General features: G+C 46.2%; 24 protein-coding genes. 19 read left to right on the top strand and 5 right to left on the bottom strand.

Annotation, left to right across the window (positions count from 1 at the left end; all coding sequences use genetic code 11):
• Window positions 1-27: 27 nt before the first annotated feature.
• The 4 genes from C2755_RS00855 to bioA are packed head-to-tail and all read right to left on the bottom strand — an operon-like array spanning window position 28 to window position 4,574.
• Window positions 28-1,224 carry a M20 aminoacylase family protein gene (locus C2755_RS00855; RefSeq protein WP_215321350.1) on the bottom strand — a complete coding sequence of 399 codons (1,197 nt, stop codon included), beginning with the start codon at window positions 1,222-1,224 and terminating at the stop codon, window positions 28-30.
• Window positions 1,225-1,280: 56 nt separating this feature from the next.
• Window positions 1,281-2,000 (bottom strand): dethiobiotin synthase, encoded by a 720-nt coding sequence (gene bioD / locus C2755_RS00860; protein WP_215321351.1) that lies wholly within the window; start codon window positions 1,998-2,000, stop codon window positions 1,281-1,283.
• Window positions 1,993-3,231 carry an 8-amino-7-oxononanoate synthase gene (gene bioF, locus C2755_RS00865; RefSeq protein WP_215321352.1) on the bottom strand — a complete coding sequence of 413 codons (1,239 nt, stop codon included), beginning with the start codon at window positions 3,229-3,231 and terminating at the stop codon, window positions 1,993-1,995. Before bioF ends, bioD begins: the two co-directional genes overlap by 8 nt.
• Window positions 3,228-4,574 (bottom strand): adenosylmethionine--8-amino-7-oxononanoate transaminase, encoded by a 1,347-nt coding sequence (gene bioA / locus C2755_RS00870; RefSeq protein ID WP_215321353.1) that lies wholly within the window; start codon window positions 4,572-4,574, stop codon window positions 3,228-3,230. The genes bioF and bioA overlap by 4 nt, the downstream gene beginning before the upstream one ends.
• A gap of 89 nt (window positions 4,575-4,663) precedes the next feature.
• Between bioA and bioB the strand changes: the two genes are divergently transcribed.
• The 19 genes from bioB to lpxC all read left to right on the top strand — a co-directional run bounded on the left by bioB (window position 4,664) and on the right by lpxC (window position 25,706).
• Window positions 4,664-5,713, top strand: coding sequence for a biotin synthase BioB (gene bioB / locus C2755_RS00875; protein ID WP_215321354.1), 1,050 nt, complete (start codon window positions 4,664-4,666; stop codon window positions 5,711-5,713).
• Between the two features lie 21 nt (window positions 5,714-5,734).
• A complete protein-coding gene (gene coq7, locus C2755_RS00880) occupies window positions 5,735-6,355 on the top strand; it encodes a 2-polyprenyl-3-methyl-6-methoxy-1,4-benzoquinone monooxygenase (protein WP_215322240.1) in 621 nt (206 codons plus the stop codon).
• A 303-nt stretch (window positions 6,356-6,658) separates the two neighbouring features.
• On the top strand, window positions 6,659-7,087 hold the full coding sequence (gene mraZ, locus C2755_RS00885; protein ID WP_215322241.1) for a division/cell wall cluster transcriptional repressor MraZ: 429 nt from the start codon (window positions 6,659-6,661) through the stop codon (window positions 7,085-7,087).
• Between the two features lie 12 nt (window positions 7,088-7,099).
• Window positions 7,100-8,050, top strand: coding sequence for a 16S rRNA (cytosine(1402)-N(4))-methyltransferase RsmH (rsmH, locus tag C2755_RS00890; protein ID WP_215321355.1), 951 nt, complete (start codon window positions 7,100-7,102; stop codon window positions 8,048-8,050).
• Window positions 8,047-8,313 carry a cell division protein FtsL gene (gene ftsL, locus C2755_RS00895; protein WP_072583399.1) on the top strand — a complete coding sequence of 89 codons (267 nt, stop codon included), beginning with the start codon at window positions 8,047-8,049 and terminating at the stop codon, window positions 8,311-8,313. Before rsmH ends, ftsL begins: the two co-directional genes overlap by 4 nt.
• Window positions 8,310-10,082, top strand: a complete 1,773-nt coding sequence (locus C2755_RS00900) for a penicillin-binding protein 2 (protein ID WP_215321356.1) — start codon at window positions 8,310-8,312, stop codon at window positions 10,080-10,082. The genes ftsL and C2755_RS00900 overlap by 4 nt, the downstream gene beginning before the upstream one ends.
• Window positions 10,079-11,629, top strand: coding sequence for a UDP-N-acetylmuramoyl-L-alanyl-D-glutamate--2,6-diaminopimelate ligase (locus C2755_RS00905; RefSeq protein ID WP_215321357.1), 1,551 nt, complete (start codon window positions 10,079-10,081; stop codon window positions 11,627-11,629). Before C2755_RS00900 ends, C2755_RS00905 begins: the two co-directional genes overlap by 4 nt.
• Window positions 11,629-13,077, top strand: coding sequence for a UDP-N-acetylmuramoyl-tripeptide--D-alanyl-D-alanine ligase (murF, locus tag C2755_RS00910; protein WP_215321358.1), 1,449 nt, complete (start codon window positions 11,629-11,631; stop codon window positions 13,075-13,077). The genes C2755_RS00905 and murF overlap by 1 nt, the downstream gene beginning before the upstream one ends.
• Complete coding sequence (gene mraY / locus C2755_RS00915; protein WP_215321359.1) at window positions 13,068-14,237, top strand: phospho-N-acetylmuramoyl-pentapeptide-transferase; 1,170 nt, start codon at window positions 13,068-13,070, stop codon at window positions 14,235-14,237. The genes murF and mraY overlap by 10 nt, the downstream gene beginning before the upstream one ends.
• A gap of 52 nt (window positions 14,238-14,289) precedes the next feature.
• The gene (gene murD / locus C2755_RS00920; protein WP_251368558.1) at window positions 14,290-15,873 is read left to right on the top strand and encodes a UDP-N-acetylmuramoyl-L-alanine--D-glutamate ligase; all 1,584 of its coding nucleotides are present in this window, start codon (window positions 14,290-14,292) and stop codon (window positions 15,871-15,873) included.
• The gene (gene ftsW, locus C2755_RS00925) at window positions 15,870-17,141 is read left to right on the top strand and encodes a putative lipid II flippase FtsW (protein ID WP_215321361.1); all 1,272 of its coding nucleotides are present in this window, start codon (window positions 15,870-15,872) and stop codon (window positions 17,139-17,141) included. Before murD ends, ftsW begins: the two co-directional genes overlap by 4 nt.
• Window positions 17,142-17,161: 20 nt before the next feature.
• Window positions 17,162-18,211 (top strand): undecaprenyldiphospho-muramoylpentapeptide beta-N-acetylglucosaminyltransferase, encoded by a 1,050-nt coding sequence (gene murG, locus C2755_RS00930; protein ID WP_215322242.1) that lies wholly within the window; start codon window positions 17,162-17,164, stop codon window positions 18,209-18,211.
• Entirely contained in the window at window positions 18,208-19,644 is a 1,437-nt protein-coding gene (gene murC / locus C2755_RS00935) for a UDP-N-acetylmuramate--L-alanine ligase (protein WP_215321362.1), read from the top strand. Before murG ends, murC begins: the two co-directional genes overlap by 4 nt.
• A complete protein-coding gene (locus tag C2755_RS00940) occupies window positions 19,637-20,650 on the top strand; it encodes a D-alanine--D-alanine ligase (protein ID WP_251368495.1) in 1,014 nt (337 codons plus the stop codon). Before murC ends, C2755_RS00940 begins: the two co-directional genes overlap by 8 nt.
• Window positions 20,647-21,504, top strand: coding sequence for a cell division protein FtsQ/DivIB (locus C2755_RS00945; protein WP_215321363.1), 858 nt, complete (start codon window positions 20,647-20,649; stop codon window positions 21,502-21,504). The genes C2755_RS00940 and C2755_RS00945 overlap by 4 nt, the downstream gene beginning before the upstream one ends.
• 9 nt (window positions 21,505-21,513) lie before the next feature.
• Window positions 21,514-22,743, top strand: coding sequence for a cell division protein FtsA (gene ftsA / locus C2755_RS00950; RefSeq protein ID WP_215321364.1), 1,230 nt, complete (start codon window positions 21,514-21,516; stop codon window positions 22,741-22,743).
• A gap of 48 nt (window positions 22,744-22,791) precedes the next feature.
• A complete protein-coding gene (gene ftsZ / locus C2755_RS00955; RefSeq protein ID WP_215321365.1) occupies window positions 22,792-24,132 on the top strand; it encodes a cell division protein FtsZ in 1,341 nt (446 codons plus the stop codon).
• Between the two features lie 112 nt (window positions 24,133-24,244).
• Window positions 24,245-24,745, top strand: a complete 501-nt coding sequence (locus C2755_RS00960) for a peroxiredoxin (RefSeq protein WP_215321366.1) — start codon at window positions 24,245-24,247, stop codon at window positions 24,743-24,745.
• A 46-nt stretch (window positions 24,746-24,791) separates the two neighbouring features.
• The gene (gene lpxC, locus C2755_RS00965; protein WP_215321367.1) at window positions 24,792-25,706 is read left to right on the top strand and encodes a UDP-3-O-acyl-N-acetylglucosamine deacetylase; all 915 of its coding nucleotides are present in this window, start codon (window positions 24,792-24,794) and stop codon (window positions 25,704-25,706) included.
• A 21-nt stretch (window positions 25,707-25,727) separates the two neighbouring features.
• Here lpxC and C2755_RS00970 read toward each other — a convergent pair whose 3' ends face one another.
• Entirely contained in the window at window positions 25,728-26,255 is a 528-nt protein-coding gene (locus C2755_RS00970; protein ID WP_251368496.1) for a hypothetical protein, read from the bottom strand.
• Window positions 26,256-26,272 lie beyond the last annotated feature (17 nt).

Raw genomic sequence — 26,272 nt, forward strand, 5'->3', positions numbered from 1 at the left:
ATAGCCGAAGAGAAAGTTTGAAAGAACTCAGTTTTTTTCTAGGAAGCGTTGAGCTAGTTTGACCCAATAGCTCACGCCGACTGGAATCAAAGAGTCATTGAAGTCGTAAGAGGGATTGTGTAAGTGGCATGGGCCCATGCCATGACCTACCGAGCGATGATCGCCGTCTCCATTGCCTAAAAATACGTAACAGCCCGGCTTTTCTAGCAACATAAACGCGAAGTCTTCCGCGCCCATCGTAGGATCGATTGAAGCATTCACATTCTGCTTGCCAACCAGTTCACTCATGACTTCGGTTGCAAATGCCACTTCGTTGGCGTGATTGATGAGGGGCGGGTAATTTCTAGAAAACGCAATTTCTGCTTGGCAATCAAACGCGCCTGCAACGCTATGAGCAATTTCTCGTAAACGTTGCTCGATTAAATCTAAGACCTCTAAAGTGAATGTACGTACCGTACCACCAATGAAGGCGCTATCCGGAATGACATTACTTGTTTCGCCAGCATGAAATTGCGTAATCGATAAAACAGCAGCATCTACAGGACGCTTATTGCGTGTAATGATGCTCTGTAATGCAAGCACTACTTGGGCGCCTGTCAATACTGGATCTGCGCTATTGTGGGGTAGGGCGGCGTGACCACCTTTGCCGGTGATGGTAATTTCAAAAGTATTGCTTGAAGCCATCATTGGGCCGGAGGTCACTCCAAAGTGACCTTCTGCCAAGCCGGGCCAATTATGTAATCCAAATACTGCGTCGCATGGAAACTCTTTGAAAAGTCCATCCTTAATCATTTCATTCGCACCAGCGCCACCTTCTTCTGCTGGCTGGAAAATAAAAATTACCGTGCCTTTGAAGTCGCGGTGATTTGATAAATACTGTGCAGCACCAAGCAACATTGCGGTATGACCATCATGTCCACAAGCATGCATTTTTCCGGGGTTTGTTGAAGCATGAGCAAAGTTGTTGTGCTCTTGCAATGGAAGCGCATCCATATCAGCGCGCAAACCAATCATTTTTCCGGGACCTAAGTCACCATCTAAACGACCTACGACACCCGTTTTCCCCATGCCGCGATAGACTGTAATTCCCCAGCTAGAAAGCGCTTCTGCAACTAGATCAGCAGTGCGATTTTCTTCGAAACGCAATTCAGGATGCGCATGAATATTGCGTCGAATTTCTTGAATAGCTTCCGCGGAGTCAATAATTTCTGGGGATAAATGCATCCCTTCATCTTATCCGAAAGTCTTTGGATATGCCTTTTGGGCTAAATTACCGCAAATTAATTGCTGGGTAGTTGAATGTGCTTTGCAGCAAAACCCAAGGCTTCAATTGAATATGGGCTGTTATCGGCCTTTTTGAGTTCTTCTGGAAGTACTGGAATAAGGCCTAAAAATGGGGTGTCTATTCTGGCTTGCAGAGTCTGAATATTTTCTTCAAGCAAAGGCATTTCTGTGGATAGGGCATTAGCTACCCATCCTGCGATATTTAAGTTGCGCGCTTTGATTACCTCATAGGTCAGGAGGGCGTGATTGATGCAACCTAATTTCATACCGACCACCAAGATGATGGGTAATTTAATTTCATGGGCAAAAGTCGCCAAATCTTCCCGGTCATTTAGGGGGATAAGTAAACCACCGGCACCTTCAACCACAACGCAATCTGCTTGATTTTGAACATTCCGAAAACTCTGCAAGATCAGACTCATTTCAAGTTTCAGACCTTGTTGCGCGGCTACCAAATGGGGAGCCGCTGGCTGCTCTAATACATAAGGACACAAACTTAATTCAGTGGAGTTAAGGTTTGAGGCGATGCGCAGTGTTTCTAAATCTTCATTCAGAGTGTGGCCTTGTGCATCTTGATAAGTTCCAGCAACGACTGGTTTAAAGCCAATCACATTCATTTCCTGTTCGCGCAATTTCAGAATGAGAGCGCCACTCACCAAGGTTTTTCCAACTTCGGTGTCTGTACCGGCGACAAAGAAGCCTGTGGCCTTACTCATGAGAACCCTCTTGAATGACTATTTGCTCAATGACCTTTAAGGTATCAATTAGTTGACGCACATCTGCTTCGCTATGGTTAGCAGAGAACGTAATGCGTAATCTTGCACTGCCATTGGGTACGGTAGGAGGACGAATAGCAGGAATCCAATAACCTGCCTCATCTAGTAACTTAGCGGCGAGCAGGGCATTGGCATTACTGCCCAAAATGACGGGCTGAATGGCAGTACAAGAAGACACCTTTTCCCATTGAGTAAATTGCATTTCATCTTGCCAGATGCGAATGAGTTTATTGAGTTGCGTGCGGCGATTGCTGCCCTCGTCCCCTTCAATGATATTCAAGCTTTTTGAGAGTGTATGTGCTATCGCAGGTGGCGTTGCAGTGCTGTAAATGAAAGGGCGACCCTTCTGAATAAGCCACTCAATAAAAGTGGCTTGTGCACAAACAAAGGCGCCGCTGACGCCTGCAGCTTTTCCAAGGGTGCCAATATAAATAATGCGCTCAGAGCAAATATTCTCTTGCTCCAAAATGCCATGACCGTGTTTGCCCAATACTCCGAAACCATGAGCATCATCCACAAGTAATAGCGCATCGTATTGCTCAGCAAGTTTTAATAATTCTTTTACTGGAGCGAGGTCACCATCCATGCTAAAGACGCCATCGGTAACAATGATCTTTAGTGGATGTTGATCTGTTTTCAGTAATTCATTTAATGAGTCAAGTTGCGTATGATCAAATAGCGCGACATTTGCTTGAGTCTGAGCAGCTGCTAAACGAATGCCATCAATTAAAGAAGCATGGTTTAGCTTGGCTGAATAAATGCTAGTAGATTTTTGCGGCGCAAGTCTCGCTAGACCTGTGATGGCGGTAAGGTTGGCGAGATAGCCGGTACTAAAAAATAGGGCGCGCGCATTCGGAATGTGTTGCTTTTGAAAAGAGGCTAATTGGTTTTCAAGTAGCTCATGAGCCCTGCTGTGGCCGCTAATGAGGTGGGAGGCGCCACTGCCTACCCCATACTTCTGAGCGCCTTCAGCAAGTGCTTGAATTAACTCAGGATGGTTTGCTAGTCCTAGATAGTCATTACTACAAAACGCTTTCAGCTCGCGTCCATCAACCCAAGCTTTGGTATCGCATGGAGATTCTGTTGCTCTGAGTTTGCGTTTGAGTAATTGCGACTCAAGTTCTGCAATTTGCTCTTGCGCTAACTCTAAGGCCTGATATGTTTTCGTCATACCAAGGTTTTCTCAAGAGCAGCTTGCACAGCATTACCTAGTTGCGTAGTTTCTAGTGGAGACAAAATATACGGTGGCATGACGTACACAGTATTACTGATTGGCCTAATCAATACACCCTCGCTTAAACAGTTTGAGAACATGGTTCGCGCAAACATCTTAGGATTTTTAAGAAATTCATGCCTAATATCAAATGCCAAGATCATTCCTTGTTGGCGCCAATGCTCAATACGTGAATCCGTTTTTGCCCACGCAAACGCATTTGCTAGATCTTTTGAGCGCTCAATATTTTTTTCTAATACTTTGTCAGTTTCGAAAATCTCTAGACAAGCTAGTGCAGCAGCACAGGCTAGTGGGTTGCCGGTATAAGAATGAGAATGCAAAAATCCTTGCTGGATTTGATCACCATAAAAAGCTTGGTAAATCATGTCAGTGGTAAGGCAAAGGGATAGCGGAAGATAGCCACCGCTAATACCCTTGGAGAGAGTTAGGAAGTCTGGCCAGATACCAGCATGCTCGCAGGCAAAGAACTTGCCACTCCGCCCGCAGCCCACTGCAATCTCATCTGCAATCAAATGCACTTCATAGCGATCACATAAATCCCTGACTAAACGAAGATATTTAGGAGAATGCATGGCCATTTGCCCTGCGCACTGCACTAATGGTTCGACAATGATGGCGGCAATATTGCCATGTTCTTTTACAAATAATTCTTCGAGTTGTTTTGCTGCATGTCTTGCTACATCTTCTGTGCTCTCACCAGCTTTTGCTTTGCGTGCATCAGGTGATGCAATCGTGAATACATCTTGCAAGAGCGATCCATAGGCTTCCCGAAAAATAGCAACATCCGTCACTGCTAATGCACCAAGTGTTTCTCCGTGATAGCCATTCTCTAAGCAAACAAATTTTTTCTTCTGTGGTTTGCCATTGAGTTGCCAGTAGTGGTGACTCATCTTGAGCGCTATTTCTACTGCAGACGCACCATCGGAAGCATAGAAGACGTGGCCTAAATGGTGATTGGTGAGTGCGGACAGTTTTTCAGATAACTCTACTACGGGCGCATGCGTAAATCCGGCGAGCATCACATGCTCAATTTTTTCGAGTTGCGCGGTAATGGCTTGATTGATGCGTGGGTTGGAGTGACCAAATAAATTGGTCCACCAAGAACTAACGGAGTCGAGTAAGGCTTTTCCGTTTTCGTCATAGAGCCAAGCACCCTTACCTTTTGTAATGGCAACCAGCGGAAAGGACTCATGCTGTTTCATCTGAGTGCATGGGTGCCAAACGGCTGCAAGGCTGCGATCAACGAGAGGGGCTTGATTTAAATCAGAAATAACCTTCATGTTTGATATTTGACCACTAGTTTTTCCAAATTCAGACCTGTATCTGTTATGTTTATGTCTTGAATCCCCTTATTTTCTGGAATTTACCCATGCAGGACACTCAAACCGTTGAAAAACCCTTAACCCAATTCAAATCTAAAGCGGATTTGCATCAGGGCGTAAATGCAGGGGGCGAGGCATCTGGCGAGTGGTCAGTGGCTCAAATTGAAGCCTTATTTGCACTCCCTTTAAATGAGCTGATGCTGAGGGCTCAAGAGACTCATAAAGCCTATTTCCCAGAAGGTGATGTTGAATTAGCTACTTTGCTGTCAATTAAGACGGGCGGCTGTCCTGAGGATTGTGGTTATTGCCCGCAAGCTGCTCGTTATGACACCGATGTTAAGGCTGAGAAGTTAATGGGCTTAGAGGAGGTCTTAGAGGCTGCCAAAGCTGCTAAAGCCGCTGGGTCTAACCGTTTCTGTATGGGTGCCGCTTGGCGCGAACCCAAAGACCGCGATATTGAAAAAGTGACTGCCATGATTAAGGGCGTAAAAGCCTTGGGTCTGGAGACCTGTGCCACCTTAGGCATGTTGGAGGCAGATCAAGCCCAGGCACTGCAAGAGGCTGGCCTAGACTTTTATAACCATAACTTAGATACCAGCGAAGATTTTTATCGTTCAGTGATCTCAACCAGAGGCTACCAAGACCGTTTGGATACGATATCCAATGTCCGTGCCGCCGGCATGTCGGTTTGTTGTGGTGGTATTGTCGGTATGGGCGAGTCTAGACAGCAGCGCGCCGCATTTTTGGCCCGTTTGGCAAATTTGAGCCCCTACCCAGAATCCGTTCCTATCAATCATCTAGTGCCGGTAGCCGGTACACCCTTAGCTGAGCAAAAGCCTTTAGACCCACTGGAGTTTGTGAGAACGATTGCGGTTGCTAGGATCACGATGCCTAAAGCCCGCGTACGTTTATCTGCTGGTCGTCAGGAGCTTGGTAGGGCGGTTCAGGCTATGTGCTTTATGGCTGGAGCTAACTCTATTTTCTATGGTGAGCAACTACTCACTACCGGTAATCCCGAGGCAGAACAAGACCGTGAGCTCTTGGCAGAGTTGGGTTTAAAGACCAAACAAAGCTGCAAAGCAGAGGTTTTGGTTTAGTTTTCCACGCGCATGTCCCCGATAGATCGCCTCATACTGGAGTTTGATACCGCCCTTCGGTCGGTGGTCGGTGGTGCTCATGCCCATAGACCCACGCCAGGATCTGATTTTGGGGGTAATTCCGGTTTGGATGCTAACGAGCGCAAACATGCAGCAGGACTCATGCGAGTCAATCATGTGGGTGAAGTTTGTGCGCAAGCGCTGTATCAATCGCAAAAATTAGTTGCTCGAAATTCAGAAATTCAGGAGATGTTGGATCACTCCGGAAAAGAGGAGATGGATCACCTTGCTTGGTGTGAAACTCGTCTTCAAGAGCTCGGATCACACACCAGTTATCTCAATCCACTTTGGTATGCGGGATCCTTTGCAATTGGCTTGGCAGCAGGCTTAGCGGGCGATAAGTGGAGTTTAGGTTTTGTTGCTGAAACAGAAAAACAAGTCGAGAATCACTTGGAAAGTCATCTCGAAAAATTACCAAAAGAAGATCAGCGATCTCGTGCAATTGTGGATCAAATGCGCGTTGATGAAATTGCTCACGGACAAGCCGCAAAAAATGCTGGCGGTGCAAATTTGCCAGAACCCATTCAAAAAATAATGCAGGCGATGTCCAAGATAATGACCACTACTGCTTATAAAATTTAAGACAGAAATCTGATTTAATTTTCAAAATCAATTTCTGATTAATTGTTGGTGGATTTCTTAAGCATTACTGTTTTTAAATACAGTATATTTAGCCATTATCTAGCTCAATAGCTAAGATCTATTCTTAAGTATATTTTCCAAGCCGTTGTTTCAAGTAACTATTTTATTATCACCATTTTCTCAACACATGACGCTAAGTGTTTGTAAACACTAGAGAAATTCCTAAAAAAACTCCTAAAAACACTTGACCCTCTTGGTGTGATCCTCTAAAGTGGGAGGAAGTGTGAAAAAGTGGGGTAAATGGTGTTTCAAGGTGCGTCAGCTCTCAATTTAGATGCAAAAGGCCGCATGTCTGTGCCGGCTAGGCATCGTGATGCCTTGTTGGTACAGGGTGAGGGCCGAATCACGCTTACAAAACACCCCGACGGCTGCCTACTTCTCTTCCCGCGTCCAGAGTGGGAAACCTTTAGAGCAAGAGTTGCACAACTTCCGATGGATGCCCATTGGTGGCGCCGTATTTTTTTAGGTAACGCTGCGGAAATAGATTTGGATGGTGCTGGTCGTGTACTGGTAAGTCCAGAGTTGCGCGCTGCTGCCGGAATCGAAAAAGAAGTGATTTTGCTCGGCATGGGAAGTCACTTGGAGTTGTGGGACGCGGCTACATACGCTGCAAAAGAACAGGCTGCGATTGCGCAAGGCATGCCTGAAGCACTCAAGCAATTTAATTTTTGATGACAGGGTGCCATGAACATAACTCATCGCCCAGTATTACTGGCCGAGGCGGTGACAGCGCTAGTTGGCGGTCCGCTGATTCAAAATCAAAGTGCAGCAAACAAAATTTTGGTAATCGATGGAACCTTCGGGCGCGGCGGTCATACACAAGCTTTGCTCAAGGAGTTGAATCCTTCGGCACGTATGATTTCTTTCGACAAAGATTTGGATGCGATTGCAGTGGCGCAAAAAATCAACGATCCACGTTTAAAGATTGTGCACGACAGTTTTGCACACATGGATCAGTATGCAGAGGTGGAATCAGTCGATGGAATTTTGTTGGACTTGGGAATCAGTTCGCCCCAAGTGGACGAAGCGCATCGGGGATTTTCTTTTCGTCGAGAAGGACCACTCGATATGCGCATGAACACCGATCATGGTTTAACCGCAGCAGAGTGGTTGGAGCAGGCGTCACCAGAGGAAATCACTCACGTGATTAAGACTTACGGAGAAGAACGCTTTGCATTTCAGATCGCAAAAGCCATTGTGGCTAAGCGAGAAGAGGGCCTTTCCCCTAAAACGACTACTCAGTTGGCAAGCCTAGTTGCAAGCATAGTGCGCACGCGCGAAGCTGGCCAAGATCCCGCAACAAGAACCTTTCAAGCATTGCGTATTTTTATTAATCGCGAGTTAGAAGATTTGGAGCTCGGTTTGAAGGCGGCTCTGAGGTTATTAAAGCCCGGCGCAAGACTTGCAGTGATTAGTTTTCATTCGTTAGAAGATCGTATCGTGAAGCAGTTTATGCAAGCGCATGCAAAAGTCGAAGTACCCCGTGGGTTACCGGTACGCGAAAAAGACTTGCCACAAAGCGCCCTCGAAATTATTGGTCGAGTTAAGCCAAGCGATGCTGAGATATCTGAGAATCCTCGTGCCCGCTCTGCAATTATGCGTGTGGCTGAAAAGCGCATGGGAGTATCCGCATGAATCGCGCTACTTTGACTCTGCTCGCATTGCTATTAATTTGCGCGCTATCTCTGGTTGCGGCTCAGCAGCGTGCGCGAAAATTATTCATCCTTCAAGAGCGCGCGCAGATAGAAGAGCGTAAGTTAAATCAAGACTGGTTGCGTTTAGAGTATGAGCAGCGGAATTTATCGAAGTCTGCACGTATTCGCGACGTTGCTCGCAATCAATTGCATATGTCTCCGATTTCTCCTGAGCGCACCTTGTATTTGAAGGAGGCAAAATGAGACCGGTTGGCTTCTCCACTACGCCAAATTTAGTTTTACGCCTGCCAATGTGGCGGTCTCGTTTGATGCTATTCCTTTTGTTCTTTGTATTCATGATGTTACTGCTACGCGCATTTTGGATTCAGGGTCCAGGAAATGCGTTCTATGAAGCTAAAGGCGTGCGTGGAACTCAGCGCGAATTGGAGCTCCCCGCTAGTCGCGGAAAAATTTTGGATCGTAACGGCCAAGTGATTGCAACGAGCTTGGAAGCCAAGTCGGTCATTGCCTATAACGACACCGTTCCTGATGATTTGGCCGCAGACAAAGTGCAGAAATTGGCAAGTCTTTTGCAAATGAGCGAATCTGATCTGCGTAAAAAGTTGAAAGAAGAGCGCAAGCAGGTTTTCTTAAAGCGTCAAGTAGATCCAGTTGTAGCGCAGCAAATTAAACAGCTAGAGATCCCTGGCATTGGTTTAAATAATGAATATCGTCGCTTCTACCCAGAAGGTGAGGCGATGGCGCACGTGGTTGGCTTTACAAATGTGAATGATAAAGGTCAAGAAGGGATGGAGCTTTCTCGTGAGAATGAGCTTGCTGGTCACCCTGGTCAAAGACGAGTAGTAGTTGATCGCCTGGGTCGCGTTGTTGAGGATGTTGCGATCTTACAGTTGCCACAAAATGGAAAAGACTTAAACCTATCCATTGATAGCAAGATACAGTTCTTGGCCTATAACGCCGTTAAAGATGCTGTAGAGCAACATCACGCTAAAGCAGGCGGTGCAGTAGTGCTTGATACCCAAACTGGTGAGATTTTGGCGTTGGCAAATTACCCAAGCTACAACCCAAATGATCGAAGGTACTTAACTGGCGAGCAATTGCGTAATCGCGTATTGACTGACACCTTTGAGCCTGGCTCAACTATCAAGCCGTTAACAATTTCAATTGCTTTAGAAAAAGGCGCTATCAGGCCAGATACCAATATGGTGATTGGTGCGAGTTATTTAGTTGGACCAAAGCCAATTACCGATACGCATCCCTATGGGAATCTAACGGTTGCACAAATTATTCAAAAATCTAGCAACATTGGTACTGCAAAGATTGCCATGAATAATCTTTCTGCCGAAGAAATGTGGGATTTATATACCGCAGTTGGCTTTGGCCAAGCGCCAAAAATTGGTTTCCCTGGTGCTGTTGCGGGCACGGTACATCCTTTCAAAAAATGGATGCCTACTGATCAAGCCCGTATTGCTTTTGGCTATGGTATTTCTGCGTCACTCTTTCAGGTGGCGCGCGCATACACAGTTTTTGCACGTGATGGTGAATTAGTTCCCCTGACGATTGAGCGTAGTCCTGAGTTCAAGCCAGGCGTTAAAGTGCTTTCACCAAAAACGGCTATTGAAATGCGCAACATGATGGAGGCGGTTACTGAGCCGGGGGGAACTGCAGTCAAAGCGCAGGCTGAAGGTTATCGCGTTGGCGGAAAAACAGGCACTGCCCATAAATTAGTTGGCAAAGGATATGGCAATTCTTATCGCGCTTACTTTGCTGGACTTGCCCCCATTAGTGCTCCACGTATTGTGGTTGCGGTAATGATTGATGAGCCTACTGGTGGAAGTCACTACGGTGGTGATGTTGCGGCACCCGTATTCTCGACAATTGTTGGAGAGACGCTCCGTTCATTGAATGTCTTGCCAGACAACAAAGTTAAGCAAATGGTGTTGGAAGATAAAGCCCCAGAGGAAATTCGGCCAGCAGCTGCACACGCTCAACATGTGGTTTTGAAGCGATGAGGGTGGATTTGAAAATAGACACCAATCATTTGATTGACCACTTACATACTTTAGCGAACTCCTCCGCAAAAGTATGTGCGGACAGTCGCCAGATTCAGTCTGGCGATATCTTTTTTGCCTACCCTGTAGGTCACGGCAACGCCTTGTGTGATGGTCGTCAATTTATTGAAGCGGCATTAGAGAGTGGTGCAGCCGCAGTGGTCTTCGATCCAGCGGGTACGGATCAGCAGTATTTAGATCATCCACAATGTTTTGCGGTTGAACATCTTGCTACAAAAGCAGGTGAGCTTTGTGCGCAATGGTATGGTCATCCGAGCAAAGAATTAAAAATCATTGGTGTCACTGGCACTAATGGCAAAACTAGCATCACGCAATGGTTAGCCCAGGCTTTAGATACTAGCAGTCATCACACTGCAGTTTTGGGCACCTTAGGTACCGGGTTCCCTGGCGCATTGGTGCAAACTGGCTATACCACTCCAGATGCACCTAAATTACAAACGCAGTTAGCAGAGTTGCGCAGCGCTGGAGCTAAACAAGTCGCGATGGAAGTATCTTCGCATGCTTTGCATCAAGAGAGAGTCGCTGGAACAAATATTCACTGTGCAGTATTTACGAATCTGACGCAGGATCATTTGGATTACCACGGCAGCATGGCTGATTACGCCGAGGCAAAGGCTAAGTTATTTCAGCAAACCGGCCTTGAGCACGCAGTGATTAACTTGGATGATGCTTTTGGTCGTGAGCTTGCCATGAACTTGTTGGCAAAAGAGAGTTTGAAGGTCTGGGCATATGCATTGTCTCAATCCGCGTTCCAGGGATTTGAAAAATTCGGTGACCGTTTATCTCGTATTTATGCAAAAGATATTCTACTGAGTGGGGCGGGTTACAACGCAAGCTTCATTTTTGATGGAGTGGGAAGCGCTCAATTGCATATTCCTTTGCTAGGTGAATTTAATTTAAGTAATGCGCTTGCGGTGTGGACGGCATTACTTTCACAGGGCATGAGCTTGGAAGTAGCCGCTCAAAAAGTGAGCCAATTAAATCCAGTGCGTGGTCGTATGGAGTTAATTCCTTTGGGTAAATCTCAAAAGAAAGAGGGCTTGTTAGCAGTTGTGGATTACGCGCATACCCCAGATGCTTTAGAGAAAACCTTACAAGCATTACGACCTATTGCTGAGCAGCGCGGTGGAAAAATTTGGTGTGTCTTTGGTTGTGGCGGTGATCGCGATGCTGGTAAGCGTTCGCTAATGGGTGCTGTCGCAGAGCGTAATGCCGACCATATTCTGATTACAAGTGACAATCCTCGCTCTGAAGATCCACAGGCTATCATGCAGATGGTTCGCAGTGGTATTAGCAAGGATGCGCAGAACGTTCAAATTATTGCTGATCGTGCGGCCGCCATCATGGCCGCAATTCGTCATTCGGATGCCCACGATATTGTTCTGGTTGCCGGTAAGGGTCATGAAACTACTCAAGAAATCAATGGCAAGAAATTTGATTTTTCTGATCAAGAGCATATTCGCTTAGCCGCTGGAGGTGGAGTCTGATGTCTATCATGACCACCCTTGCACAAGCACAGGTAATGTTGCCTGGAAGTAAATTACTGAATATTTCTGCGCAAGCTGCCCAGGAAATCTCTGTTTCTCGAGTGGGTACTGATAGTCGCCAGATCGATCGTAACGAATTATTTGTCGCTTTAGTTGGCGAGCGCTTTGATGCGCATGACTTTTTATCCGATGTGGCTAAGGCAGGGGCTAGTGCTGCCCTTATTAGTGCGCAAGATAAATGCCCGCCTGATTTACCTGCTATTTGCGTTTCAAACACGCGTGTTGGTTTGGGAAATTTAGCAAAAGCATGGCGGACAAATCACCCCATTCCTTTGGCGTTGGTTACTGGCAGCAATGGTAAGACCACCGTAAAAGAGATGATCGCCTCTATTTTTAAAGCCGCAGTGGGCGAACAAAATACTTTGGTTACTAAAGGAAATCTGAATAACGATATTGGTTTGCCGTTAACGCTGTTGAAATTGCGTGCAACAGATCGCCTTGCTGTAGTTGAGCTCGGCATGAATCATCCTGGTGAAACAGCGCAGTTAGCAGCCATTGCGCAGGCAAATATTGCATTAATTAATAATGCCCAGCGCGAGCATCAAGAGTTTATGGCTACGGTTGCGGCTGTAGCAGAAGAGCATTCAGATGCTATTCGTGCTTTGCCAACTGATGGTATTGCTGTATTCCCAGCAGACTCAGAATTTTCAAGTGTTTGGCGCCAGGCTGCTGCAGGTCGAAAAGTGATTGATTTTGTTTTGTTGTCTGCTCAGTCTAAGGTTGCGGCTGCTGTGACCGGAAGTTTGCTAAGCAATGGGCATGTACAGATTAAAACTGAACGAGGGGCTATCGAAGTTCAATTAAATACTTTGGGCAGTCACAATGTTCGCAATGCCTTGGCTGCGAGTGCGGTTGGTATCGCGGCAGGTGTAAGTCTTGAAAAGATTAAGCAGGGTCTTGAAGCATTCTCGCCAGTAAATGGGCGTATGCAGGCAAAAGTGATTGATTCAAATAACACTTTAATTGACGATAGCTATAACGCTAATCCGGATTCCGTAAGAGCCGCTATCGATGCTTTAAAGCAATCGGGTAATTTATCTTGGTTGATTTTGGGTGATATGGGTGAGGTTGGTAATCAGGGTCCCGAATTCCATCGTGAAGTTGGTGCCTATGCTGCTGAGCAAGGAATCTCAAAACTATTTGCTTTGGGGGAGCAATGCCAATTTGCTCTTCAGGGATTTAATGAAGTTGTTGGTAATAGTGCAGCTGTATCTAATGCAACTCATTTTGCCGATATAGATAGTCTCATTATGCAATTAAGAGATGCTTTGCATGCCCAGTCTAGCGGTAGCAATCAACACTTAAATATTTTGGTTAAAGGTTCACGGTTTATGCGCATGGAGCGTGTAGTGCAGGCCTTGTTAGAGGAGGCTAAAACATGCTCTTAATGTTGGCACAATGGTTGCAAGATGATTTCGGATTCTTCCGAGTATTTAACTACATCACTTTCAGAGCCGTGATGGCAACGGTGACTGCATTATTGATTGGTTTAGCTGCAGGACCTTGGGTGATTCGTAAATTAAGCGCCCTGAAAATGGGTCAAGCAGTCCGCGCAGATGGACCACAAACCCATTTAGTGAAATCGGGCACCCCAACTATGGGTGGTGTTTTGATTTTGATCGGTATCTTTATCTCATGCATGTTGTGGGCCGATCTCAGCAATCGATTTATTTGGATTGTGATGATTGTGACTTTTGGTTTTGGTTTAGTTGGTTGGGTAGATGACTATCGCAAAGTGGTCTACAAAGATCCTAAAGGCATGGCTTCAAGAGAGAAGTTCTTCTGGCAAACACTAATTGGCTTATTTGCCGCTATCTATCTTGCATTCTCCGTTTCTGAAGTAAATAACCTAAAAGTATTGCAATTATTTTATGAATGGTTAAGAGGTGGATTTGCTTTAGATCTGCCTGCAAAAACCAACTTGCTGCTGCCCTTCATGAAAGAAGTGAGTTATCCGTTGGGTGTGATGGGCTTCATTATTTTGAGCTATTTAGTAATCGTAGGCAGCAGTAATGCAGTGAACTTGACTGATGGCCTCGATGGTCTTGTCATCATGCCGGTGATCTTGGTAGGTGCTGCTTTGGGTGCTTTTGCTTATGTGATGGGTAATGCGATTTATGCAAAGTATCTCCTCTTCCCTTACATACCGGGCGCTGGTGAGCTCATGATTTTCTGCGGAGCTATGGGCGGTGCTGGCTTAGCCTTCCTTTGGTTTAACACACACCCAGCGCAAGTATTTATGGGTGATGTGGGCGCACTTGCTTTGGGCGGAGCCCTTGGCGCCATCGCTGTGATTGTTCGTCAAGAAATTGTGTTGTTTGTGATGGGCGGCATCTTTGTTGCTGAAACTGTTTCGGTAATGATGCAAGTATTTTGGTTCAAGCTCACTAAAAAACATTTTGGAGAGGGTCGTCGCATTTTCCGAATGGCGCCATTGCATCATCATTTTGAATTGGGTGGTTGGAAGGAAACGCAAGTGGTTGTGCGTTTCTGGATCATTACCATCCTTCTAGTCTTAATTGGCTTATCTAGCTTGAAGTTACGGTGATCCAAAAGTAAATATGTTGATTTTAGAAAATACCTTTGCAAATGCAGCCTTCATGAGTGATGAGGGTTACCAGGCTCCAAGCCGATTCCTTATTCTGGGATTGGGTGAGTCTGGCGTAGCTATGGCGAAGTGGTGCCTACGAAATGGTGCGGAAGTCCGCTTAGCGGATACGCGCGAGCAATCCTCTTTTACTGAGCGTCAAAACGCCTGGCTGGAAGAGCTTCAGATTGCGGGCCTCAAAGATATTTGTTTTGGCCCTTTAGATGAGAGCTTGCTCAATAATATTGATGTGATTGGTATTAGCCCAGGACTTTCTCCGGTGCAAGACCCAACCTATGCTTTCTTGGTTAAGGCTGAGCAGGCTGAAATCGATGTGTGGAGTGAGATTGAATTTTTTGCTCGCGCAATTTCTGCTTTAAGTCGTATGTCACAAGCGCAAGAGTTGAGTTATGCGGCTGCAGTACTGGCTGTGACTGGCACCAACGGTAAAACAACTACCACCGCATTAACCGGACAACTCTGTGAGCGCGCCGGCAAGAAGGTTGCTGTGGCAGGAAACATTAGTCCTGCAGCATTAGACAAGCTCATGAGCTGCTTGGATATTGCTGATCAAATCGTAGACATGCCAGACGTTTGGGTCTTGGAGTTATCCAGCTTTCAGTTGGTCTATACCCATACTTTGAATGCTACGGCAGCAACGGTGTTGAATATTACTCAAGACCACTTAGATTGGCATGGCGATATGCAAGCGTACGCGCAAGCTAAGTCACGGATATTTGGTATTGATACAGTTTGTATTTTGAATCGCGATGATTCCCTTGTAATGGGGCTACTGTCTGAAGAGCAAAAAGCAGAGAGAGCCATTGTGACCTTTGGCTCAAATCGCCCAGATGAGCAAGGCGCTTTTGGAATTGAGCATGATTTACGTGCTGGTGGAATTGATTGGCTGGTATGGGCTGAAGTAGATGAAGATGTTGAGCCTAAGCCTAAGCGTCGTCGTAAATCCGCAGTAGTTGAAGAAGATGAGCCGTTACGCCTCAAGCGCCTTATCCCAGCTGACGCCTTAAGAATACGTGGCCGTCACAATGCATTAAATGCGCTAGCAGCCCTAGCCTTAGCACGCGCCGCTAATTTACCTATGAATGCACTGTTACATGGCTTGCGTGATTACCATGGTGAGCCACATCGTGTGCAAAGTATTGCGATTGTTAAGGATGTTGAGTACGTAGATGACAGCAAAGGCACTAATGTAGGTGCGACTGTCGCTGCATTAAATGGCTTAGGCAGCAACGAGTCTGGCAAGCGCATTTGGTTGATTGCTGGTGGCGACGGAAAAGGCCAGGATTTCAGTCCATTACGTGAACCTGCGTTACGTTTTGTGAAGGGTGTTTTCCTAATCGGCAAAGATGGCGCTGCAATTGGTGAGGCTCTTGGCTCTGGAATTCAAAGTACGAATTGTGGCGATTTAATTTCTGCAGTTCAGGCCGCTGCCTCAAAAGCAGTATCAGGAGACTTGGTATTGCTCTCACCAGCTTGCGCAAGCTTAGACCAATTCCGTGACTATGTTGAACGTGCCCAAGTATTTACTGCAGAGGTTGAAGAGTTGGGTATGCGCTTTGAAGGGGTCCAGGTATGAATTTAAAAGAAAAATTCTTCCCCGAAAATCGGCTTGGACTCAATCGCTTCTGGAATTTTTCAAGAGGTGGAATTGATAACTTCCGCACTGGCTTGCGTGATGCTGTTTCAGGCGTAGAGCAAACCCGTTCGCGCATGATGGAGTATGACCAGTTACTTGTGTGGGCGGTCTTATCCTTGACCTTGATTGGCTTAGTCATGGTGTACTCGGCTTCCATTACTTTGGCCGATGGACCGAAGTATGCAAATTACAGTAGTAACTTCTTTCTCATTCGTCACGTGATTTCTTTGGTGATTGCGATTGGTGTCGGCATCTGGGCTTTTAAGATTCCCACTAAGGTATGGGATCGTTATTCACCAGTCATTTTTGGATTTACTGTTTTATTGCTGATCGCCGTCCTCATTCCTGGTGTGGGTAAAGGTGTGAATGGTGCGAAGCGTTGGATTCCTTTGGGGTTAATGAACTTCCAGCCATCCGAGTTGATGAAATTTGCTGCTGTGATATTTGCAGCAAGCTATACCGTTCAACGTCAGGAATATCTCCATTCCTTTGTAAAGGGCATGCTACCAATGGGTATTGCAGTTGCCCTGGTGGGTGGTCTATTGATGGCTGAGCCAGATATGGGCGCATTCGTAGTGGTTGCCTTGATTGCATTCGGCATTCTCTTTTTGGGCGGTATCAATGCTAAATTATTTGGCGGCTTGATCCTAGTTGGTTTGATGAGTGGCGCAACCATGATTGCGCTCTCTCCATTTCGTCGTGGACGCATGCTGGCCTTTATGGATCCATGGCAAGTAGATAACGCTGCCAATAAAGGCTATCAGTTAACCCATTCATTGATGGCATTTGGTCGGGGCGAATGGTTTGGTACAGGACTTGGCGGTAGCGTAGAAAAATTGCATTATTTACCAGAAGCGCATACCGATTTCATTATGGCTGTGATTGGCGAAGAGTTGGGATTTGTTGGTGTGGTGGTAGTGATTTTCTTGTTTTATTGGATCATACGTCGTGCCTTCTTAATTGGCCGCACTGCTTTGCAGTTGGATCGTAGCTTTGCTGGACTTGCTGCTAAAGGTGTTGCTATTTGGATTGGTTGGCAAGCCTTCATCAATATGGGCGTGAACCTTGGGTTGTTACCAACGAAAGGCTTGACTTTGCCATTGGTAAGTTATGGCGGTTCTGGCATTTTGATGAACGCAGTTGCCATTGCAATGTTGCTGCGTATTGATTTTGAAAATCGCATCCTCATGCGTGGAGGGAAGCTTTGACTAAACCCTCAATCTTGGTGATGGCTGGTGGTACTGGTGGACATATCTTTCCAGGCCTCGCTGTCGCTGAATATTTGCGGGTATGCGGCTGGAAGGTCTCTTGGTTGGGTAATCAAGCGGGCATGGAGTATCGCCTCGTGAAGTCTTGTGATTTCCCATTTGAGGCGGTCGAGTTCGGCGGTCTACGTGGCAAGGGATTAAAGGCAAAGTTGATGCTACCTATTAATCTTATGCGCGCTTGCTATCAAAGTTGGAAGATTATGCGTCGCCTAAAACCGAATGTGGTTTTAGGTATGGGTGGTTATATTACTTTCCCTGGTGGTTTAATCACGAAAGTTCTGAAACGTCCATTGGTTTTGCATGAAGCGAATTCAGTAGCTGGTAGTGCTAATCGTGCGTTGAGCAAAATTGCAATGCGGACTCTCACTGGGTTCCCCAACACAATGGATCATGCAGAGTGGGTAGGCAACCCGATTCGGGAAGAGTTTGATCACATGCTGGCGCCTGCAGCACGTTATGACCAGCGCCAAGGGCCTTTATCTATCTTGGTAGTAGGTGGTAGCTTGGGTGCTGCTGCCCTTAATGAAAGTATTCCGGCTGCGCTGGCATTAATTCCAGCGGAGTCACGCCCCAAAGTGATTCATCAGGCGGGCGATAAGCATTTAGTAGATCTACAGCAGAGATATGCTGGCTTAGGTGTAACGGCAGATATTCGCCCCTTTATTGACGACATGCCAACCGCGTATTCACAGGCCGATTTAGTGATTTGCCGTTCAGGTGCCATGACAGTTTCTGAAATAGCAGCTTGTGGTGTTGCATCTTGCCTTATTCCATTCCCATTTGCAATCGATGATCACCAAACTGCGAATGCGAAATTCTTATCAAATGCTAACGCAGCAGTTTTATTGCCGCAGACGTTACTGAATCCACAAGATTTAGCAATGATGATTCAGAACTTTAATCGCACAGAATTAAAAGAGATGGCATTACGTGCGCATGCTTTAGCAAAGCCACATGCTACCCAGCGTGTAGCTGAGGTATGCGCAGATTGTGCGGGGGTGGGAATATGAAAAATATCGTTCAGCAAATTCACTTCATCGGTATCGGTGGTGCTGGCATGAGCGGTATTGCTGAGGTGCTATTGAACCTGGGTTACCAAGTTTCAGGGTCAGACTTAGCGGATAGCGCAGTCACTAAGCGTCTGAGAGAATTAGGTGCAATTATTCATATTGGGCATGATCCTAAAAATATTGGTACGGCAGAGGCAGTAGTCATTTCCACCGCTGTTGCAGGCAATAATCCAGAAGTTTTGGCTGCACGCGCGGCGAAGGTACCAGTGATTCAGCGCGCAGTCATGTTGGGTGAGTTGATGCGCCTGAAACAGGGTATTGCAATTGCTGGCACACACGGCAAAACAACTACTACCAGCTTGGTTGCATCCGTTTTAGCTGAAGGTGGTCTAGATCCCACATTTGTGATCGGCGGCAAACTCAATTCTGCAGGTGCCAATGCGCGCTTGGGGCGTGGAGATTTTATTGTGGTTGAGGCGGACGAATCAGATGCCTCCTTCTTGCAATTATTTCCAGCTATGGAAGTGGTAACCAATATTGATGCTGATCATATGGATACTTATCAGCACGATATGGCTAGATTGAAACAGGCATTTGTTCAATTCATTCAGCGCATGCCTTTTTATGGTGTAGCAGTACTTTGTATTGATGATGCTAATGTGCGCGACATTATTCCGTTTGTATCTCAGCCAGTACTTCGCTATGGTTTATCAGGGGATGCAGATATTCGCGCAAGTAATGTTCGTGCGGATGGTACACAGATGCACTTCACGGTTGACCGTCGTACTGTGCGTAGGCATGGCAATAAACCAGGCCCACTAAATATCACCCTGAATTTACCAGGCTTGCATAACGTCTGCAATGCCTTGGCTGCTATTGGTATAGCAACAGAGTTGGGTGTGGGTGATGAAGCAATTATGAAAGCCCTGTCTGAGTTTGGTGGTGTTGGTCGTCGCTTCCAGCGCTATGGAGAGATTCCTTTGGCATCAGGCGGTAGCTTTACCTTGATCGATGATTACGGCCATCACCCAGTGGAAATGGCTGCAACCTTAGCTGCAGCGAGAGGTGCTTACCCAGATCGTCGCTTGGTCTTAGCATTCCAGCCGCACCGCTTTACCAGAACGCGTGATTGCTTCGGTGAGTTTGTTCAAGTCCTCAAAAATTTTGACGCTTTGGTGCTGACTGATGTGTATCCAGCGGGCGAAGCAAAAATTCCAGGGGCTGATAGTAAGAGCTTAATAAGGGCCGCAATTGCTGAAGACAAGAATTCTAAAGTTTTATTGGATTCAAGTGCAGTTGCTTATGCTGCAAACGTGGCAGAGATGCCAGAAAAATTAAGTCAGGTTTTAAAAGATGGGGATGTATTAATTACGATGGGTGCGGGATCAATTTCTGCTTTGCCACATACGCTGTCGGAGGCAAAGAATGTCTAAGGTAGGTGCTAATTTGATTTCTTGGGGTGATCGCGTTAAGTCCAGCTTGGCTGGCCTAGATCTTAAGTCGTTAGGACGTGTTGGTGTTTTGCTTGGCGGGAAATCAGGCGAACGAGAGATTTCTCTTATGTCAGGTAATGGCGTATTAGAGGCTTTGCGCGCAAAAGGGGTTGATGCCCATGCTTTTGATACGGGTTTGCGTTGCCCTACCGAAATAGTAAAAGAAAACTTCGATCGTGTATTCATTTCCTTGCATGGCCGCTTTGGTGAAGACGGAACCATCCAAGGATTGCTGGAGTTGTTAGGGTTACCTTATACGGGTAGTGGTGTTTTGGCCTCTGCTCTAGCAATCGACAAAATTGTCACTAAGCAAGTCTGGATTAGTAATGGACTTGCTACTCCTGAGTATGTAGAGTTAACTGCTGATAGCAATTGGAATGCAGTCGTGAAGCACCTGGGCTTGCCTTTGATTGTGAAGCCAGCAAATGAAGGATCTTCTTTGGGTTTAACGAAAGTAAAGTCCGCAGAAGAGTTGCCCGCTGCTTACAGGCTTGCAGCTGGATTAGACAAAAAAGTGATTGCAGAGACTTGCATCATTGGCGATGAATTAACTTGCCCAATAGTTGGTCAGGGTAATACGGCTGAAGCATTGCCGGTGATCAAAATTATTCCGCCTCAAGCAAATTACGATTTTCATAATAAGTATTTTTCTGATGAAACTCAGTACTTATGCCCTACCGGACTGGCACCTGAAGTCAATGCCGCCATCCAGGAATTAGCTTTGGCCGCATATAAAGCTTTGGGTTGTCGTACATGGGGCCGTGCTGACGTAATGCTAGATCAAAAGACCGGTAAGCCTTACTTGTTGGAAATGAATACTTCTCCTGGTATGACTTCCCACTCTTTGGTGCCAATGGCTGCCAAAGCTGCTGGTATCGAGTATGCAGATTTAGTGCTTTGGTTACTCAGTCAAACGTTGCATCAAAAAGAGGATGCTGCTGCATGAGCAACTTCATGGATCGCTTCGGTGAAATTTTCTCTATGTTGATGTCTCCGCTTTGGAATCATGCGGAGCGCATGGAGAAGCTGAGTCGTTTCTTGCTGCGCTGCTTTGTGGTAATGCTCGTCATTGGTATTTTGGTTTGGCTAAGTCAGCGACCAGTTTTCGCTTTGAAGCAGATTCAGATTGAGCCAGTTACTGGCCAAATATTGAAACACATCAACAAGCCTATTGTTAAGCAACAAGTTTTAGCAACAGTGCAGGGTAATTTTTTCAGTGTTCGTTTAGAAGATGTGAAGCGAGGCTTTGAAAGTATGCCTTGGGTACGACACGCCAATGTCCGCCGTGTTTGGCCAAATGGTTTAGTGGTGAGTATTGAAGAGCAGAAGCCTTTTGGTACCTGGGGTGGCGCTGAGAGTCGTATCCTAATGAATACCCATGGCGAGCTCTTTACTGGACGCGTTACTGAGGTGAGTGAGGATGTGCGTTTAGTTGACTTTTCTGGCCCTGAAGATGCGAGCAAAGAAGTGATGAGTCTTTATGAAAAAGCCAACAACTGGTTTAAACCATGGGGTTCAGAAGTCACTAGCCTTGCTCTGACTGAGCGCTACGCATGGCACGTCAAGCTCTCAAACGGAATGAAAGTAGAGTTTGGCCGCGATGAGGAAAGCTCCGATAAAAATTTAACGGAAGAACGTGTGGCGCGTTTATTTAAATATTGGCCACAAGTACAAGAGAAGTGGGCGAATCGAGTAGATGCAGTCGATTTGCGATATGCAAATGGTTTTGCGGTTCATCTTGCTTCTGCAAGCTTGAAAAAGAATGAAGTAGATGGCAAAAAAAGTGAGCTGAAGCAATGAGGAATGGTAATGAGTAAAGACAATCGCGATATTTTGGTTGGTTTAGATATTGGAACTTCCAAGGTGGTTGCCCTGGTTGCTGAATTAGCTCCGGATGGTCAATTCAACGTAGTGGGTGTTGGTCAAACTGCATCGAAGGGACTAAAGAAGGGTGTTGTAGTCAATATTGAGGCAACCGTTCAGTCGATTCAGAAGGCGCTTGAAGAGGCTGAGGTAATGGCCGATCGCCAGATTGTCCAAGTATTTACAGGTATCGCGGGTAACCACATTGTGAGCTTTAACTCCAGCGGTATGGTTGCAATACGCGACAAAGAGGTTGGTTCTGGTGATGTTGAGCGCGTATTGGAGACGGCTAAAGCAATCAACATTCCAACAGATCAACAGATTTTGCACATCCTGGTTCAAGAATTCATTATTGATGGCCAAGAAGATGTACGCGAGCCAATTGGTATGAGCGGTCTTCGCTTAGAGGTGAAGGTACATATTGTTACTGGCGCCGTAAGCGCAGCACAAAATATTGTGAAGTGTGTGCGTCGTTGTGGCCTCGAAGTGAATGACCTCATCTTGCAGCCTTTGGCATCTAGCTTGGCGGTATTAACCGAAGATGAGAAAGAGCTTGGTGTGGTATTGGTTGATATTGGCGGTGGTACAACCGATATTGCAATTTATTGCCAGGGTTCGATTCGTCACACAGCAGTGATTCCTATTGCGGGCGATCAGATCACTAATGACATTGCGATGGCATTACGTACACCAACAATTGATGCGGAAGATTTGAAGATTGCACACGGCATTGCTCGTCAAGAGATGGCTGATCCAACCGCAATGATTGATGTTCCTGGTGTGGGTGATCGTGAGCCACGCCCGATGTCTAAGCAAGCATTAGCTGCAGTCATTGAGCCGCGTGTTGAAGAGTTATTTACGTTGGTAAGAGGGGTAGTGCGTGACTCCGGTTACGAAGATATGGTTTCTTCGGGAATTGTTTTAACAGGTGGCACCGCATTAATGCCGGGCATGGTGGAGTTGGCAGAACAAGTCTTCCTAAGGCCTGCCCGTATTGGTACCCCTGAATACCGTGGCCATCTCCATGAAGTCTTACGTAGTCCCAGATATGCCACCAGCATAGGTTTGCTGATGGAAGGCCAAGCGCAGTTATTGCGCGGTCGTCGTGTTTCTCAATCAGGCGCGTTGCAAGGTGTTATATCGCGCATGAAAGAATGGTTTGCAGGAAATTTTTAAGTTTTTTTCGTCGTCGTCAATGTAGTACGTATTTACCTAGGAGGGTATATGGAATTTGAAATGTTAGATCAAGAAACAGCTGGCAAGACCATTATTAAAGTGGTTGGAGTCGGTGGCGCTGGTGGCAATGCTGTCCAGCACATGATCCGTCGCGGTGTTAACGGCGTAGAGTTCATTTGCATGAACACCGATGCTGGCGCTTTACAGCGTTCTGAGGCATCTGTGAATTTGCAACTGGGTTCTAGCGGATTAGGCGCTGGTGCCAAACCAGAAATCGGCGCAGCTTCTGCTGAAGAAGCACGTGCTCGCATTGCCGATACATTACAAGGCGCCCACATGGTGTTCATCACTGCTGGTATGGGTGGCGGCACAGGAACTGGAGCGGCCCCAATCGTGGCTCAAGTAGCTAAAGAAATGGGCATTTTGACGGTTGGTGTCATTAGTAAGCCCTTTGACTTTGAGGGTGTAAAGCGCTTGAAGGTTGCTGAAAATGGTGCAGCAGAGCTTGAGTCATATGTAGATTCATTGATTGTTGTGCTTAATGAAAAACTCTTTGAAGTGATGGGTGAAGATGCTGAGTTCGATAAGGCATTTGCTTGTGCCGATGATGTGTTACATAACGCAGTATCTGGCATTGCAGAAATCATCAATGTTCAGGGCTTGATCAACGTTGACTTTGAAGACGTTAAAACAGTAATGGGTGAGCAAGGTAAAGCCATGATGGGGACGGCAACTGTTTCTGGCATGGACCGTGCACGCTTAGCTGCTGAAGCTGCGGTGGCATCACCATTGCTTGAAGGTGTTGATCTGTCAGGTGCACGTGGTGTGTTGGTAAACATTACAGCTAGCCGTTCATTGAAGTTATCTGAGACTCGTGAAGTCATGGCGGCGATTCGTGGTTATGCCGCTGATGATGCAACCGTAATCTTTGGTACTGTTTATGACGAGAGTCTAGGCGATGCCTTACGTGTAACTGTGGTTGCTACAGGTTTGAATAATCCTCAAGCACGTAAAAACAACCAACCTGAAGTAGTTTGGAGACAAGCTACTGGTACTCATGATGCAATGCCAACGATGGCAGACCTCAATAGCTTTGCTCCTGCTAGCGCATCAGCTGCAATGAGCAAGATCAGTGTGGATTCTGCTTTAAGTACTAGCGCAGGTTTGGCTCTCACTGGAACAGGTAGCGCTCCAGCAATGGCAGCTCAACCTGCAAGTGCTGGCGTTGACTATAGCCAATATGACTTGCCACGGGTTTTTCGTAGCTCTCGTGAAACGACTCCTGCGCCTACATTAGGTGCGGATAGTTCTCCTCAGGCTAAATCCATGTTGGATAAAGGGGCTGATTACTATGAAATCCCAGCCTTTTTACGTAAACAAGCAGATTAATTAACTGCTTAATACAATAGGTAATTGCGAAATGCCAGCGCGGCGCCCCTCCGGACGACGAATCCCGCGCTTGCGTTGGCATGCTTACTAACAATTATTTATTGGAGATGTCATGATTGCTGTTGGACAAAAATTACCGAACGCTACTCTTTATGAATTTATGAATGAAGAGACCGAAGGCTGCTCCTTAGGGCCAAATGCTTTTGAAGTTGAAAAGCTAGTAGCTGGCAAAAAGATTGTGTTGTTTGCATTGCCTGGTGCATTTACACCAACTTGCTCTGCTAAGCACGTGCCCGGTTATGTTGAGCACTACGATGCGATTAAAGCTAAAGGCGTTGACGAGATTTGGTGTGTTTCTGTAAATGACCCATTTGTGATGGGCGCATGGGGACGCGATCAAAAGGTTGGCAAAAAGATTCGCATGTTGGGTGATGGCAGTGCTGAGTTCACCAAAAAGCTTGGTTTAGAGTTAGATCTAACTGCTCGTGGTTTTGGTGTTCGCTCAGATCGTTATGCCATGATTATTGAAGATGGTGTTGTAAAGTCTCTTGACCGCGAAGCTCCAGGTAAGTTTGAAGTGAGTGATGCCGCTTCCATCTTGAAAAAGCTGTAATTCAAACTCTAATATAACTAATACCCCCTGAATTTAAAATCCAAATATGATGAAGCAACGCACCATTGCCACTCCGGTTAAGACCGTGGGGATTGGCTTGCACTCTGGTCGCAAGGTGACGATTTCTATCAAGCCTGCACCAGTAAATTCAGGGGTTCAGTTTGTTCGGGTGGATACACCTGAACAGTCAGTGGTTCCTGCAACCGCTTTAGCTGTATGTGACACAAGATTGGCTTCTGTTATTCAGAAGGATGGTGTGCGTGTATCTACCGTGGAACATTTACTTTCAGCCTGTGCTGGTCTTGGCCTCGATAATTTATTGATAGAGCTTGACGGTGAAGAGGTGCCTATCATGGATGGTAGTGCCGCTTCATTCTTATTCTTAATTGAATCTGCTGGCATTGCAGAGCAAGATGCGCCACGTCAATTTGTAGTGATTAAAAAACCAGTAGAGGTTCGCGAGGGCGATAAGCTTGCTCGCTTAGAACCATTCTTTGGGTTTAAGTTAGATTTTACGATTGACTTCAAGCATCCGGCGGTAGATAAAACAGGGCAACGCTTTGCGGTTGATTTTGCAGAACAAGCTTACCGCAGTGAAATTGGTCGTGCACGTACTTTTGGATTTGCGCACGAAGTAGAAGCATTGCGAGAAATGGGATTAGCGCGTGGCGGTAGTTTAGATAACGCAATTGTTTTAGATGAGCACCGCATTTTGAATAACGAAGAACTTCGTTATGAGGATGAATTTGTGCGGCACAAAATTTTAGATGCGATTGGTGATCTGTATCTCATCGGACACCCTATTGTGGGAGCTTATATTGCCGAAAAATCAGGCCACGCTCTCAATAACGCACTTTTGCGGAAGCTTTTGGAAGACCCTAGCTCTTATGAAATCAGCTCCTTTGCTGAAAATAAGGCTCCAGGCGCTTATTCCCAGGAAAGCCAGCCCCTCTTTTTCTAAGGGGCCCGAAGTAGTTTTCGTCTACTTTGGTTTATTTTTCAACAGCTTCTCGATGGAGGAGCGTAAACCAGAGTCAGGCCCTAACTTCTGTAATAGGGACTCCCAGGATTTTTTGGCAACCTCATTTAGCCCTTTTGGCTTTTCACGCTGATCTTGGCGAGGTTTAACTTCCCAAGCGGGTGGAGCGGGTTTTACTCGCACCTTTATTGCCTTGCAGGATAAGCCAGATTTACCTAACTCATTGATTAGACTAGGTAATATTTGCTGTAAGCGACTGGCGATGCTCGCACTGCTGACCAGTAAAAATAGCTCATCCTGTGAGCCAGAGCGCCAACCAGCTTCAATTTTTGGGCTCAGATGGTTTAAATCAAGCTTCGTTAGGGCTGAGTTAATAATTGTCTTGAGTTTGGCTAGATCTTCGGTTTTAGCCAAAATTCCCCCAAGACCATCGGATTCACGTAGGTAATCCATCCAGTCGTGAGCTGAGGGCTTGCGGGATGATTTGGGGCTAAAGTTCATAAAAAATGGGCTTGCGGGTGATAAACTCAAGGACTTAATTTTCTTCA

It is taken from the genome of Polynucleobacter sp. MWH-S4W17, assembly GCF_018687535.1.
Taxonomy (GTDB): domain Bacteria; phylum Pseudomonadota; class Gammaproteobacteria; order Burkholderiales; family Burkholderiaceae; genus Polynucleobacter.